Source organism: Microbacterium sp. Marseille-Q6648, assembly GCF_943181415.1.
Classification (GTDB): domain Bacteria; phylum Actinomycetota; class Actinomycetes; order Actinomycetales; family Microbacteriaceae; genus Microbacterium.
In genome coordinates, this window is record NZ_CALPBZ010000005.1 from 256,705 (window position 1) to 270,696 (window position 13,992).

The 13,992-nt window shown below is 68.8% G+C and carries 12 protein-coding genes; 10 read left to right on the plus strand and 2 right to left on the minus strand.

Going from position 1 to position 13,992, the window contains the following annotated elements:
- Positions 1-281: 281 nt before the first annotated feature.
- From NFR93_RS13345 to NFR93_RS13390, 10 genes are all read left to right on the plus strand, one after another.
- Positions 282-1,013 carry a hypothetical protein gene (locus NFR93_RS13345; RefSeq protein ID WP_251454089.1) on the plus strand — a complete coding sequence of 244 codons (732 nt, stop codon included), beginning with the start codon at positions 282-284 and terminating at the stop codon, positions 1,011-1,013.
- 1 nt (position 1,014) lies between these two features.
- Positions 1,015-1,629: a M23 family metallopeptidase gene (locus NFR93_RS13350; protein ID WP_251454091.1), complete on the plus strand. Its 615-nt coding sequence runs from the start codon at positions 1,015-1,017 to the stop codon at positions 1,627-1,629.
- Positions 1,630-1,658: 29 nt separating this feature from the next.
- Entirely contained in the window at positions 1,659-1,958 is a 300-nt protein-coding gene (locus tag NFR93_RS13355) for a hypothetical protein (RefSeq protein WP_251454093.1), read from the plus strand.
- 5 nt (positions 1,959-1,963) lie between these two features.
- On the plus strand, positions 1,964-3,505 hold the full coding sequence (locus tag NFR93_RS13360; protein ID WP_251454095.1) for an LTA synthase family protein: 1,542 nt from the start codon (positions 1,964-1,966) through the stop codon (positions 3,503-3,505).
- Positions 3,486-4,982 (plus strand): SCO6880 family protein, encoded by a 1,497-nt coding sequence (locus NFR93_RS13365; protein WP_251454097.1) that lies wholly within the window; start codon positions 3,486-3,488, stop codon positions 4,980-4,982. The genes NFR93_RS13360 and NFR93_RS13365 overlap by 20 nt, the downstream gene beginning before the upstream one ends.
- Positions 4,982-6,607, plus strand: coding sequence for a putative type IV secretion/conjugal transfer ATPase (locus NFR93_RS13370; protein ID WP_251454099.1), 1,626 nt, complete (start codon positions 4,982-4,984; stop codon positions 6,605-6,607). Before NFR93_RS13365 ends, NFR93_RS13370 begins: the two co-directional genes overlap by 1 nt.
- On the plus strand, positions 6,604-8,412 hold the full coding sequence (locus tag NFR93_RS13375) for a type IV secretory system conjugative DNA transfer family protein (RefSeq protein ID WP_251454109.1): 1,809 nt from the start codon (positions 6,604-6,606) through the stop codon (positions 8,410-8,412). Before NFR93_RS13370 ends, NFR93_RS13375 begins: the two co-directional genes overlap by 4 nt.
- Positions 8,409-8,795 carry a hypothetical protein gene (locus NFR93_RS13380; protein WP_251454112.1) on the plus strand — a complete coding sequence of 129 codons (387 nt, stop codon included), beginning with the start codon at positions 8,409-8,411 and terminating at the stop codon, positions 8,793-8,795. Before NFR93_RS13375 ends, NFR93_RS13380 begins: the two co-directional genes overlap by 4 nt.
- Positions 8,792-9,241 (plus strand): hypothetical protein, encoded by a 450-nt coding sequence (locus NFR93_RS13385; protein ID WP_251454114.1) that lies wholly within the window; start codon positions 8,792-8,794, stop codon positions 9,239-9,241. Before NFR93_RS13380 ends, NFR93_RS13385 begins: the two co-directional genes overlap by 4 nt.
- Positions 9,242-9,321: 80 nt before the next feature.
- Positions 9,322-9,768: a single-stranded DNA-binding protein gene (locus tag NFR93_RS13390; RefSeq protein WP_251454117.1), complete on the plus strand. Its 447-nt coding sequence runs from the start codon at positions 9,322-9,324 to the stop codon at positions 9,766-9,768.
- Between the two features lie 321 nt (positions 9,769-10,089).
- Here NFR93_RS13390 and NFR93_RS13395 read toward each other — a convergent pair whose 3' ends face one another.
- A complete protein-coding gene (locus NFR93_RS13395; protein WP_251454120.1) occupies positions 10,090-10,878 on the minus strand; it encodes a class I SAM-dependent methyltransferase in 789 nt (262 codons plus the stop codon).
- Positions 10,879-11,094: 216 nt separating this feature from the next.
- The gene (locus NFR93_RS13400) at positions 11,095-13,851 is read right to left on the minus strand and encodes an AAA family ATPase (protein WP_251454122.1); all 2,757 of its coding nucleotides are present in this window, start codon (positions 13,849-13,851) and stop codon (positions 11,095-11,097) included.
- Positions 13,852-13,992 lie beyond the last annotated feature (141 nt).

A 13,992-nucleotide genomic window follows, 5' to 3' on the forward strand; every position in this document is an offset into this window, starting at 1 on the left:
CAGGAGCCGAACGACGAGACGGGGACCGCCGCTCGCGCCGGGGCGATGTCCTCCAAAGTTCCTACAGACACTGTCGTCGGGCGGGACGTAACCTGCGGTGCAGACGCGAGGAGGCCCCATGTTTCGCCGCCTCGCCATGCTGTCGTTCCTTTCGGAACTAGCTTTTCATCAGGTCTTTCCCTTTTCGCCGCACTCATGCTTAGGATGCCGCCACAGCGTGTGTCGCATCTTTGCGCGCCGGTTGTCGCACGCGCTGCTCTCGAGGGTGAGGAGCGACGGTGATGGCTGGGTCAGGTCGACGCGGACTGTACTGGGCGATCGCCGGGGGCGTGGTCCTTCTTGTCGGTGTCGCGGCGCTCATCATCGCGTCGCTCGGGCGCCCTCCCGCCGAAGGGCCGACTCCCGCACCGACCTCCACGTCGGTGACCTCGAGTCCGCAACCAACCCAGGGTGAGGCGGGGCCTGTCGTCGACGAGGCCGCGGCGGATCGAGGCTGGGTTCCCGAGCCGGTGACGACGGACCCAGAACTCTATGTGCGGGCGGCGCTGGCCGCGGGCGGAACCTTCGACACCACGCAAGGTGCAACCTACGAGGACTGGATCTCCTACCTCCACACTTGGTTCACCCCCGACACCCGTTACACCAGCAATGCTGACCGCCAGGCGGAGCTTGAGGCGGCGAAGTTGGAGATGCGGCAGAGTGTCGTCTTCCCCGAGGAGGAGTGGGACTCCCTCGCCCGTGAGGACGGCCGCGTGGCCTCCATCGTCATCGGCGGGGTAACCCTGGCGCCGGTGCCCCAGGACGAATCCGGCGACATGTCGATCGGCACCGCTGATGTCACGATCACGTTCACCCGCGCAGACGGCGCTGGCGGAGACGTCTCCTACGAGGAGAGCACCCGGCTGAGCGTGCAGGTTCTGTGCGGACCGGGGTCGATCCCGACACCGGATAGCGCGCAGCAGGCGGGGGACTGCAAGCTTGTGCGGTTCTTCTCGGAGCCGGTGGAGCCCTGAGATGCCCGCTCCGGTCACCGCGATCGCTGTCCTCGGCCAGACGAGGACGGGACGCCGCATCGCGATCGGAGCCCTCGCTGTCGCCGCGCTCCTCGCGGGCGTCGCACTGACCCCGCTGGTCGCGATCCCGTTCGCCATCGCCGGTAGCACGCTCTCCAACCCCGCCGAAGACCCCGTGAAGATACCGGTCGTTGAGGGTGACTGGGGGTATCCGTACGCGGGCGCCTATACCTTCGGCCGCGGCTTCGGATACAACCCGGTGATCGGGTGCGGCTACTGCTCCATCGATCACCTGGGCTACGACATGGCCCAGGGATGCGGCGCCACCGTCTATGCCGCCGGCCCCGGCACCGTCACCCACGCCGGGTCCCTCAGCGGGTGGGGCAACACCGTCACCATCGACCACGGTGACGGCGTCCTCACCCTCTACGGACACATGCAGTGGGGATCCCTCCGCGTCACCGCCGACGAAGAAGTCACCGCCGGCACCCCCTTGGGGGCAGAGGGCAACACCGGGCGCTCGTTCGGCTGCCACCTCCACTTCGAGGTCAGACACAACGGTGTCCCCATCGATCCCGCGCCTTTCATGGCCGCCCGCGGCCTGCCCCTCACCTAGCCACGACACCACTGAACAGGAAGCAGACCGTGAAGCACACACTCCCTATTGCGACCGACGTTGACATCCCCGAGATTCAGCCGGACTTCTCCGCCCCGTTCTTCCAGGGCTTCCAGGTCATCGCGTCCTACATCCTCGCGGGCGCGATGCTGGTCGTTCTGATCATGCTGATCATCGCCGGCGCCGCCCTCGCCTTCCGCGGTCTCGCCTCCGACCGGGTACGGACCTGGGCCGGGGAGAACATCCTCTGGATCTTCATCGCCGCCGCCGTCCTCGGCGCCGCGTCCGGTCTGTTCGCGTGGTTCGTGAACTTCGACTTCGGATTCTGACGGCGATGACCATCTGGCGCACCCTCGCGACAGGCCTGGCTCTCGGCCTTGCCCTGGCCATGGGCGCGCTCACCCCCGCCTCCGCTACAGACGTGGACGCGACCGCGCCCCGGCCGGCTGCGTCATCGACCGTCACCGGCGAGCCGTGGTCAGCACCATCACACCCCGTGACCTGCCTCACCTCCGGCGGGCAAGTCAGCTGCACACCGCTGGACCCCTCAGCGGTAGAGCCCCAACAGTGCTTCCTCGGTGTTTTCACCGACGGAGCCCGCGCCACCGTCTGCACCACCTACGAGGAGCACGTCAAAGCGATCAAAGCATCTGGCGGCAAGGCCGTCACGGTGGAGTACGGGTGCAGCATCGGGGACGTCGTGTGTGTGACGTTCGAGAACGCCGGCCGTGGGATGGCGCTCGGTGCGACGTCGGCGATGTTCCTCGTCGCGCAGAACATGCAGTTCGATACCAGCACCTTGCTGTGGGCCGCGGCGACCAGTGAGTGGTCGTTCTGGCAGTGGGCGGTCCTCATCGTCCTGTTCGCCGCGATGGTGTGGGCAGTCGGTGCGGGGATCGTCTCCGGCGACCGGGAGCAGCTGGTCGGGGCGCTGATCCGCACCTTCGTCGCCGTCCCTGCGGTGCCGCTGACGTTGTGGATGACGGGGCACCTGTTGAACGCGATCGATGACATGACCTGGTACATCCTCAACGGACAAGGCCCCACCGAACTGTTCGGGACCCTGCAGGGAGTGATGTGGGCGGGCGGGCAGGCGAACTACTTCTTCGCGTTCCTCATCCACGGTCTGCTGCTGATCTCGATGCTGCTGCTCACCCTCGTCTTCGCGTTCCGCAACATCGTCCTCGCCGCCCTCATCGCCGTCGGCCCGGTCGCGTGGATGCTGTTCCCCATCCGCGGCATCGGCCCGCAGTGGGTGGTCCGGTACGTCTCCGCCGTCACCGTGCTCCTGCTCACCGGGCCGCTCACAGTCGGGTTCGTCACGCTCATCATCAACGGGCTCGCCACCGTCCGCACCATCTGGGACCCCCAGTCCTGGCCCCTCCTCGTCGGCCTGGTCCTGGTCGCGTTCGCCCCGTTCGCGATCTTCGGACTGTTCAGCTTCGTCGGCGCCGTCGCCGCCGACAGCATCGGCGGGGCCCCCGGGGCCACCACCAGCCCCGCCGCCACCGGCGCCGGCCGCACCGCCCCGCCGATCCCCACCCGCCTGGGCGCCGCCCCGCTGGGATGGCACCCGCCGCCGCCCGCACCGCCACGGCAACCGCGGGTGCACGCGCCTCCAGGTCGTCGGCGCCCCTCCCGGCGGGTGCCGCGGGCGGCGGCCGTCCCGGCGGCGTCACTGCGCGAACCGGCGCCGGTGGTGCCGCGGGTCGCACCGGGACGCCCGGTCAGCCGGGCCCTGCGGGCCGCACCGCCAGCCCGACTCCCCCGACTCCCCCGACTCCGGCGTCCTCGGGTGCGCCACGGCCGACTGCTTCACCTCCGATGTCTCCGTCGCACCCGGAAAGGACTCCGCGATGACCACCTCCACCCCTGACCTCAGCCGCCCGGTGCGGCTGCCGCGGCGTTCCCGGCAGGGCGTCGTGCTCGGCATGGACCCGTGGCAGCTGGCGTTCCTCGCTGCCGCCGGCATTACGGTCCTGATCGCCGTGAACCGGTTCGGGCCGGTCGGGCTGCTGTACACGGCACCGATCTACCTCGCCCTCGGCGGCGCCGCGCTCACCACCGTGCACGGCATCTCCGCCCCCCGCATCGCGGGCCTGTGGATGTTGAAGCGCGTCCGGCACGCGATGGGTGCGACGACGTACACGTTCCGGCCGGAGCAGCCGAAGCTGACCGGGACGTTGAATCTGCCGGGGACGCGGGCGTCGCTGCAGCTGTGGGAGACCGATGGGATCGCGTGCGTGTACAACCCCCACGACCGGAGCGTGTCCGTCACCGCCGAGCTCGAGGTGCAGGGGTTTCTGATGCACGACACCCCGGAGCGGTTTGATCTTGCCCAGCAGTGGTCCCGGGTGTTGGCATCATTCACCCAGCGGGCGGGGATCAAGCGGGTCACCCTGCAGGAGCGGACCATCCCCACCACGATCCGCGCCGCCCGGGAACACTACGCCACCGTCGTCGACCGCCGCGGCCTTGACCCGCGCTCGGCGGTGGCAGCGAATTATGCGGAGGTGATGAACCGGTCGGAGCGGTTCGCGGTCACCCACCGCAACTACCTCACCTTCACCCTGGACCTGGTCGCCCTCACCCCGCAGGTCAAATCCCTCGGCGGTGGGAAGGACGCCATCATCGACCTCGCCCGCATCGAAGCGGGGAACCTCGCCGACGCGCTGCAGTCCGCGAAGGTGAAGGTGCGGCGGTGGTTGTCCTCCCGCGACATCGCCGCGCTCAGCCGGTTGGCGATGGACCCGGAGTCCGCCGCGAACGTGCAGAACCGCCCCGACACCCAGGCAGGGGTTGACCCCGCCGCCATCGGCCCCATGTACCTGGAAGAGCCCAAAGGCAGAAACGGTGTCGTCCACTCCGACTCCGGGGTCCACACCACGCTGTGGATCCACGAATGGCCCCGCTCCGACGCGCCGGTCGGATTCGTGTCGCCGCTGGTGTTCGCCCGCCACCCCCACACCAATGAGGCCGTCACCCACATCCTCTCCCTCGTCCTCACCCCCGTCCCCGTCGCCAAAGCGCTCAAGCGGATCAGGGATGAGAAGAAGGTGTGGCGGGGCAACGAGCAGCTGCGCGCGAAACGGGGTGCGGATGGGTCCGCGGCGGACGCGGCGGACTGGGCGGCATTGGAGAAGCAGGAGGAGGAGATCATCGCCGGGCACGGCGAGTTCCGCTACGGCGGCTACCTCACCATCACCGCACCCGACGAGGAACGCCTCGACCAGGCCCTCGCCGGCATGCGCAACGCCCTGGCCCGGGCGGGGATGGAAGCGCAGATCCTGTACTGCCAGCAAGCCGAAGCGCTCATGGTCAACGCGCTGCCGATCGGGTTGGGGATGAAGTGATGGTCCGCCGCACCGTCGTCTTCCAACCCGCCGGCCTCACCGACGAACAACGCCGCTCCCTGCGCCGCGCCGTCTACGAAGCCCACCACGAACCCCCCACGCCGCGTCGCCCCCGCCGCGAACGGGGCCTTCCCGAACCGGCCGTCCCCGGCCCCTTCGGGCCCGGAATCATCCACGGCAACTACTGGAACCTCGCCCGCCCGGCGGTGCCTCCGCATCAGGCGACGTCGCAGCATCTGGCGGGGATCTATCCGTTCGTCGCCGACGCCGGCCTCGGCTCGCGCGGCCCCATCGTCGGCGTTGACCTCAACGCCGACGCCCTCTGGCACTTCTCCCCCTGGGAGTCCTACAGCGACGCCACCGACCGCGGATCCTTCTCCACCAACATCCTCGTACTCGGCGCCTACCGTGCCGGGAAATCCGCCGCCGTGAAAACCCTCGTCACCCGCTCCCTCGCCTTCGGCCACCAAGCCGTCGTCCCCTCCGACGCCAAAGGCGAATGGGTCGTGGTCGCTAACGCGATCCCCGGCGGCACCGTCATCCGCCTCGGCGACGGCACCCCCGCCCGCCTCAACCCCCTCGATCGCGGGCCGCGTCGCAGCGACGCGTCCGATGACCAGCACGAGCAGATGGTGCGCCAACGCCGCATCGCCACCCTCATCGCCCTGGTGGAGATGGCGCTCGGCGGGAACCGGCTCACCGCGGTCGAGCACGCCGCCGTCCACGAAGCCCTCGCCCGCTGCATCCACGACACCCACGACCGGCCCACCCTCCGTGGCGTGTATGACCAGCTGGGGCTCATGGTCGCCGACACCAGCGGCGACTTTCGTCTCGCCGACGGCGCCGTGCAACCCCGGTTCGTGCTCCGCCGCTTCGTCGACGGCGACCTGTCCGGACTGTTCGAAGACCAATCGACCGTCGCCTTCGACCAAGACGCCCCCCTTGTGGTCGTGGACACCTCGGAGCTGTTCTCCCGCGGGGAACTCGTCGCCCAACTCACCCAGGTGTGCACCACCGCCTGGATCCAAGCCGTCGTCTCCGACCGCTCCGCCCGCCGCACCCGATACGTCATCCGGGAAGAAGGATGGCGGGACATGACGTCGTTGGCGTCGTTGCAGATGTACCAGCAGTGGCTGAAACTGTCTCGCCATTACGGGATCAGCAACATCGTCATCCTCCACAAGATGGGCGACCTGGACGCCGTCGGCGACGCCGACTCCCAAGAACGCAACCTCGCCTACTCCATCGTCGGCGACATCGAGAACAAGTTCATCTTCCGCGTCAACCACCAAGAACAAACCAGCCTCCGCACCCGCCTGAACATGCCCGCCCCGCATGTGGACATGGCCCGGCAGCTCGGGAAGGGCGAGTTCCTCGCCTACGTCGGCCAATACGCCTACCTCGTGGACTGCTTCGCCACCTCCACCGACTGGGAATACAACCTGTTCTCCACCGACGACGCCGTCCGCACCGCCGACCACCACGACCCCACCCCACCCGAAGCCATCGACGACCTCGAGACCCTCTGGCCGGACACCCCGGCACCCGACGGGGACGGGCCGGCGGATGGGGAGTGGGCGGACGAGCTGATGGATCTGGGCCACCGGGAAGGCCCGCTCCGATGAATCAGGGACTGCTGGGCAAGATCGTCGCCGTCGGCATCGCCATCGTCGCCACACTCGCCTTCACCTCCTCCGCCATCGCCGTCGGAGTCACGCACCTGATCTGCGGGGAAGCACCGGCGGCGTCCGGGATCTTCTCCGGACTCCGGCTCGCCCTGACTGGCGATCCCACCACCTATTCACTCGCGGGTGGGTGTGGGTTGCCGGTGTGGCAGATCCGGGTCGCCGACCTCCTTCTTCTCACCCTGGTCGCAGCGGGGACGGTGGTGGGGGTGGTGCGGTGGCAGCGATACCGACAGTCGGATCAGTCCTTCATCGCGGATCTGCGGATGCGGCCTGGGTTCGCGCAGGCGGGGGAGATCCGGCAGCACCTGTCCGCGAAAGCCGTCCTCCGCCGTGCCGGACAGCTGCGCCCGGACCTTGCCCGACCGACACCGACGGATGTGGGGTGGCGGGTCGGACGCTCCCGCGGCCTGGACGTGTACGTGTCCATCGAAGACTCCGTCGCCCTCGAAGGCCCACCCCGCTCCGGGAAGGGATACCGGGTACTGATCTCCGCGATCCTCGACTGGTCCGGCCCCCTCGTCACCACATCCACCACCAACGACAACCTGACCGCCACCATGCGGATGCGCCAGAAACGCGGGCAGGTGCACGTGTTCGACCCGCAAGGGCTCTCCGGGATCCGCCACCCGCTGCGGATCAACCCCCTCGTCGGGTGCGAAGACCCCCTCGTGGCGATGCAACGCGGCACCGCGATCATCACCGGCACCGCCCTTGGCACCTCCACCACCAACGCAGAATGGGCACAAGCCTCCGGCGTCATCCTCGGCCGGCTCCTCCACGCCGCCGCCGTCGGTCACTGCACCATCGACGACGTCTACGCCTGGGGATCCAGCCCCGCCCGCGCCAACGAAGCCGTCGACTACCTCCGCTCAGGCGGCGCCCCCGGCTGGGCCGAAAGCCTCGAAGCAACCATCGCCGGCGACGAGAAACTGCTCTCCTCCATCTGGTTCGGCGTCCAAGGCACCGTCGCCCCCCTCGCCGTCCCACAGATCCGTGACGCGCTCATCCCCCAGCCTGGCGACCCCGCCTTCGATCCACAGGAGTTCCTTGACGCCCCGAACACCCTGTATCTGATCGGGTCCGCGTCGGGTGCGTCAGCGATGGGCGGGTTTCTCGGTGCGATCGTCGACGACATCGTCGAAGTCGCCCGCGCCCGCGCCCTCGCCTCCCCCGGATCCCGACTGGGGATGCCGTTGGGGTTGATTCTGGACGAGATCGTCAACATGTTCCGGTGGGCGAACCTGCCCCGGGTGATGGCCGACGGCGGCGGCCGCGGCATATGCACCTTCGTCGTACTTCAAGCCCTCTCCCAAGCCGAAACGGCCTGGTCCCGCGCCGAGGCCGACACCATCTGGGCCGCCGCGACCGCGAAAGTCCTCCTCGGCGGCGCCTCCCACGTCGACCACCTCCGCGACATCGAAACCCTCCTCGGCACCCGCGACACCCGCCGCACCCAGAAGTCCTGGTCCACCCGCGAACACGGCCACAACACCAGCGAACAACACGAACGCCGCCCCCTCATGTCCGTCGACGAGATCCGCCGCATGCCCGAAACCACCGGACTCCTCGCCTACCGAAACCGCCGCGGCGTCCTCCTGGACCTCGCCGGCTGGGACGACCGCCAAGACGCGCACGCCATCCGCACCGGGAAACGCGAAACCGAACAGGAACAGCAGGACGTCTTCCGCAGCACCACCCGCCCCCGCATCACCCCAACCCCCACCGAGGGAGTCGAAGGATGAGCAACCGACGCACGCCCGGGCCCAGCGACTACCGGGGCGGGTTCCTCCGCTCCCCCGCCTGGCACGCCCGCCGCGCTCGGTGGTTCCGCACCCACGCCCGCACCGGCACCCCACCCACCTGCACCCTCTGCACGATCGCGGGGACCCCGGTCACGCTCGAGCTGCACCACCTCGACTACACCGGCGTCACGATCACCGGTGGCCGGTGGCGGGCCATGGAGGCTCACACTGACCTCATCCCGCTGCACCCGGCCTGTCACGACCTCGTCCACCGGCTCATCGACCGCGACACGGTCCTGTCCCGGCAGCGGACCCGCCGGGATGCCACCCTCATCGCGTTGGCCCGTCTCCAGGACGCGCTTCACCGGCAGGGGCAGTCGTGACCGACCCCGCCCGCCAGTCCACCGCCCTCTTCGCGGCCGACTCCGCCGGGGTTCCGACTGTCCCCGCTGGCTATCCCGGCGTGCGTGAAACCGCGTCGTCCGCGGCGATCGGCGGTCGGTCCACGAACTGGCGGACCCTGACCGACGCCCAAGCCGTTGAAGCGTGGGGGGCGCTGCGGGACTGGGTGGAGTGGTTCGTGCACCGCTACCACCTCCCCCTGTCCACCGTTCCCGCCTGCTGGTGGCAGCACGATGGTCTGGTCGAGGAACTGTCCGCGCTGCACTGTTCGCACCGGGCCGCGTTCGACCCGACCGACAACGGCAACGGGCCCATCGGCTGGCACGAACGCCTGACCCTCGCCCTCCCCCGCCTGACCCGCGCGTATACCGGCGGCTGCAGCAACGGACACCGAAACCCCCCTCCCCCTTTCCCGGCCCCCGGTTGACGAGGAGGAATGGACCGCGTGGATCACCCAGAGCCACGCGCACTGAGACGCACCCGCGTCTCCTACAGGAAGGAAGAAGGATGACAACCAGAATCCCGGTCACCATCGAGGGGAACCTCACCAGCGACCCCGAACACGGCGCCGGAGAATCCGGCAACGAGTACGCCCGGTTCACCGTCGCCGTCAACGACCGCCGACTCAACCAGACCACCGGGACATGGGAAGACGCCGGCACGGTGTTCCACCGCGTCGTGGTGTTCAACCAGCAAGCCCGCCACGTCGCCGACTCGCTCCACAAGGGCGACACCGTCGTCGTCGCCGGCGACCTTCGATTCGGCACCTACACCGACAAAGACACCGGCCAGACCCGCGAAACCCGCGACGTCGTCGCCGACACTGTCGGCGCATCACTGAAGTTCACCGGCGTCACCGTCGACCGCTCCCCAAAAGCTAACAGCCCCGAAGCTCACGCCTCGGGGCCGGTAGCAACACCGGCCTCGTACGCCGGTGCTGGAATCGCACGCTGACCCATCTCCACAGGTTGCGGGCAGGAGTCAGCGTACTCCTGCCCGCAACCACGTCTCCAGAGCACACCGGCGTCGATCGCCGCTGCTGTCGGCGGTCAGGAGTCGGTCACGTTCTCGGCCGGTCCTGGGGCGCGGGTGCGGAGCACCCCTGCAGGTGTTGCCGGCGTTGCGCGGGATGCCGCCCACGTGCCAAGCAGCTTCAGTGTGTGATGGTCGGGTGAGCCGGGCTCGGCGGTGAGCAGAATACGTGCGCGCCGTCGTGGCCATTACTGCTGTGAGAGGCACTCACGCACGTGTTCAACACCCGGTGAAGCTCGCTCCCTATCGTTGGATACGAGTTGCCGTGATCAGTCGGATCGCGCCACGCCGTTGCGGGAGGGCGCGGAGAAGTCCGTACTCTTTGTCCCATACGCCGCTAGCCAGGTCCTCACGGAGGCGTTCGATGCCGCGTTCAACCGCGGCGGGCGGAGAGAGCACGAGGCCCGATGTCGCCCTGCGGATCGTTGGATCGAGGAACGCCTCAGGACGCGCATAGAACGCCTCCCCGAATCCGTCGGTGCAGTCGCGCGGCACGGGCACCGGCGCGACATCAACCGCCCAGCCCTTCCCGCCCAGCACGCGCGCTATCAACTCGATCGGAGGGAACCGGGTCACCTCTACATCGACGACCTCCGGGATGTAATCGGTCAGCCAGAAGTCGCGGAGCGCCGGCGCGTCAAGAGTCATCACCACGACCGCATCCCGCGCGACTCGCTGCAGCTCTTTGAGCCCCTGCGTCACGTCCTGCCATTGATGCACGGTCATGACCGCCATCGCGGCGTCGAAGCTCTCCTCGTCGAAAGGCAGCCGCTCGGCGGTCGCGTCGACTGCGGGCGCCGCGCCCTGAGGCCGTTGCGCACGCATCGACCTCGACGGCTCGACCGCCACCACGTACCGGTCGACCGGCTCATACGACCCCGCACCCGCGCCCACATTGAGCACCGTGCGGCACTCACCTAACGCGTCGCGCACCAATGACTCAAGCCGCGCATCGCTCCGGCGTACCGAGGCGTACGACGACCCCAACGCCTCGTAGTCAAAGTCGCCGGCCGGGCTCTCGCGAGGCTTCATCAAGAGATTCAACCACCGAGCCTGCGTCGACAACAGGTTGCAGCAAAGACGGCGCAAGCCGATCGGTGACCGTGGTGCCGCCGAACGGGCGGCGCAGAGCGACCCGCGGCCATGTCTATAGACGATGACGGCTACCGTACGGTCGCAGACACTGGACTTCGCGAGCTCCGAATCCCACGCTTGGGTGCCGAGTCAATGTGCCCGCTCATCGGCTTGTCAGCGGGTGGGGGTCCTGCTTTGTATGGGGGCTCCCTGTGACGCGAGCGGGCCTGTGTGTGTGTCCGGCTGGGGACGCGCGGCGCGCTGCAGTTCGATGGTCGCGGCGCGGCGAGAGTCGTCGATGGTCACTTCCGGAACTCCGCGGGTCATGCTGTCGGCGAGCGCCGCGATCGCGGCGTCCTGTGTCCGCGAAATCGCTATCGCCTCGTTGTGGGTCCGCCCGCGGGTCATCCCGACGTAGAGACCGGACGCGTCGACGCCGGGACCGACGATCGCGGCGTCGGTCGTTTCGCCCTGGATACCGTGGACGGTGGAGGCGTAGGCGAGGTGGACGTGTTCCGCGACGTAGTCGGTGGAGACTCGACGGAAGTCGGCGCTGTCTGTCAGGCTCACCAGGTCGACACTGTCGGGGCGGATGCGACGGACCATCCACAGCGCTCGGTTCTCCACGTCCGCCTTTCGATCGTTCCGGCGAGTCTGGACGACATCGCCCTCAAGAAGGCGCTGCTCGCCGCGACCGACGGCGACCCGCTGCATGTTCAGCTCTCCGAGCTCGAGGCGTCGCTGCTGAATGCTCTCGTTGACCGCATCCGCTTCCTCGTTGGTGCTGGTTACCAGAGCGACCCGTTTGCGCTCGCCAGCCCACCGGAAGTAGCCCTCGACCATGAGGTCGGTGGCGCCGGCGAAGTCATCAACTCGGCGCACGAGTCCCCTCCTATCGAGTTCCGCCGCAACCTCCAGCGCCGCCTCCCGTGACTCGGGCTCGCGCAGCCGGAGCGTGAGTGCCGCGTAGGTGGGATCGTGGAATCGGTGGACGGCGGTGAGTTCGACGACGGTGCCGCTGCGACGTGCCATGGTCGCCATGGCGCCGGAGTGACCCACAGGCATTGCCTGGAGGTGGTCGCCCACCATGGCGAGCCCTGCGCCGGTTTCGATGGCGAGGGCGGCGAGGGCGTTGGCGGTGTGGAGGTCGAGCATGCCGGCTTCGTCGATCACGATGCGGTCGTCTTCGTAGACGGCGTAGCGGGCGGGACCGGTATACGGGAGTCCGGTGTTGGGGTCAGTGTCGCCGGGTGCGAGGCGTGACCACTCGGCCGCGCCGGCGGCGTCCCGGCCCCATCGCCACCCGTGGTCGGCGAGGAGCGCATGAACACTGGATGCGACTGCCCCGATCTCCTGCCCGGCCACGGTCGCTGCCTTCTTGGTCGGGGCGACGACGATCATGCGGCGTTGCTGCAGCGCGAGCGCGGCATGGGCGACCCGGAGCATGGTGGTCTTGCCCGTGCCGGCGGGGCCAGTCACGGTGACCAGACGGTCCGTACCCGAGATGGCTCCGGCCGCGCGGCCCTGCCCAGGATCGAGAACGGCCCCGGGCGGGAGCTCGCCTTCGGCAACGAGCATCATGGCGTCTACCGACAGCGGCGCGCCGGGGGCGCTGAGCAGCTCGAACCTGCGCGCCAACTCCACCTTCAGCGCCGCGGTCATCACGGCCATATAGCCCTTCACGTGCTGCGGCCGCTGCGGGTCCTCATCGAGCAGGTCAACGGTGTGCCCAAGGGCACGGTTCACGGCCGCGTCGACCACCACCTGAAGCTGATCGCGGGGCGCGACCACCCCGGCTGCCGCGACCGCCCGAGTCGCGCCCGCGCGGACATCGAACATGCTGAACCGTCCGCCGTACGCTGACGAGCGCGCGTCCGCATCAACGACCGCTCGTGCGGCAAGCATCTCGATGTCCAGGTCCCCGGCGGGCATCGCCTCGAGCGTGACGGGGGGACGCACGGCGAGGAGGGCGGGGTCGATGGTCGCGAGCTCGTCGCGGATCATCAGCTCCCACCGGTCCTCGCGAAGGTCCTTGGGTTTGCCCGGGCGGCCCTGCGCCCAGGCACGACGGTCGAGCTGCTGGAGGACGTCGCGGCTGGGTTCCTGACCGGGATGCGCGGCCCGCCAGGCCGCGAGGAGAACCGCACGGTTCGCCTCGATCTGGTTCGAGCGACGCGACAGCGCACGAACCGCATGCGCCACCTCCGCGACCTCCCCGTCGGCGTTGAGCGTGTACCCGTGCCGGGCGAGAGCGTCAATCCACTCGGGGTCGGTGCGGGCAGCGAGATCCCCCTCCGCATTGATCAACGTGTGCAGCTTCATCGCCACCCGGGAATCGACATTGGACCAGACACCGTCCGCCCCCAGCACCTTCACGCTCAACCACAAGTGACGATGGATGTGCGGGTCCAGTGCACGGGAGCGGCGATGCTGAAGCTCAACGACCTCCACCTGGTGCAACCGCTCCCGGATGCGGCCACCCGCTCCCCGGCGCGCATTGAGCTCCCGCTGCCAGGTGGTGATGATGCGATCCCGGAGCCGGTCCTGCAACGCTTCGAACTCGCCTGCGAGCTCGGGGTGCAGTAGCGACACCAGGCTGTACGACTTCGGTGCGTTGATGGTGCCATCCAGCACCAGATCCGCGTTCGGCGCTGACAGGTCACGACCCCGCCGCTCCCTCGTGAGCGGATCGAAACCATCCACCCACGCGGCAAGCTGCTCCCGATCCAGCTCGTCAACCTCTGTGACCTCGTTAGTGACGGTGAAGCGTGTCACCGTCACGGAGCCCGAGTCGCCGTACGCGGCGAGCGCTGCAGCGCCGGTCGATAGGCGGGACGCCGCGTCGCAGCCGCCGTTCAGCGCATACGCGATCGCGGATCGAACGCCGCCCGAATCAACGCCCCGCTTCCACCGCTCCAAGCCCCCGCGCATGCCCACAGGCTACGCGATCTTGCACTACCATGACATAGATTCACAGAAGTGCCTGCGTGCATCGGTCCCTCTGTGGGTTGCATCAGAGTTCTTCCGTGCGGTCGGCGTCGCGCAGTCACGTGAGTCAGATGCGCCTCCTCA

What these genes read in the sequence shown, in the direction of transcription:
- NFR93_RS13345 (WP_251454089.1), top strand. Translation starts at nt 282, where the DNA reads ATGGCTGGGTCAGGTCGACGCGGACTGTACTGGGCGATCGCCGGGGGC.
- NFR93_RS13350 (WP_251454091.1), top strand. Translation starts at nt 1,015, where the DNA reads ATGCCCGCTCCGGTCACCGCGATCGCTGTCCTCGGCCAGACGAGGACG.
- NFR93_RS13360 (WP_251454095.1), top strand. Translation starts at nt 1,964, where the DNA reads ATGACCATCTGGCGCACCCTCGCGACAGGCCTGGCTCTCGGCCTTGCC.
- NFR93_RS13365 (WP_251454097.1), top strand. Translation starts at nt 3,486, where the DNA reads ATGACCACCTCCACCCCTGACCTCAGCCGCCCGGTGCGGCTGCCGCGG.
- NFR93_RS13370 (WP_251454099.1), top strand. Translation starts at nt 4,982, where the DNA reads ATGGTCCGCCGCACCGTCGTCTTCCAACCCGCCGGCCTCACCGACGAA.
- NFR93_RS13375 (WP_251454109.1), top strand. Translation starts at nt 6,604, where the DNA reads ATGAATCAGGGACTGCTGGGCAAGATCGTCGCCGTCGGCATCGCCATC.
- NFR93_RS13380 (WP_251454112.1), top strand. Translation starts at nt 8,409, where the DNA reads ATGAGCAACCGACGCACGCCCGGGCCCAGCGACTACCGGGGCGGGTTC.
- NFR93_RS13390 (WP_251454117.1), top strand. Translation starts at nt 9,322, where the DNA reads ATGACAACCAGAATCCCGGTCACCATCGAGGGGAACCTCACCAGCGAC.
- NFR93_RS13395 (WP_251454120.1), bottom strand. Translation starts at nt 10,878, where the DNA reads ATGAAGCCTCGCGAGAGCCCGGCCGGCGACTTTGACTACGAGGCGTTG.
- NFR93_RS13400 (WP_251454122.1), bottom strand. Translation starts at nt 13,851, where the DNA reads ATGCGCGGGGGCTTGGAGCGGTGGAAGCGGGGCGTTGATTCGGGCGGC.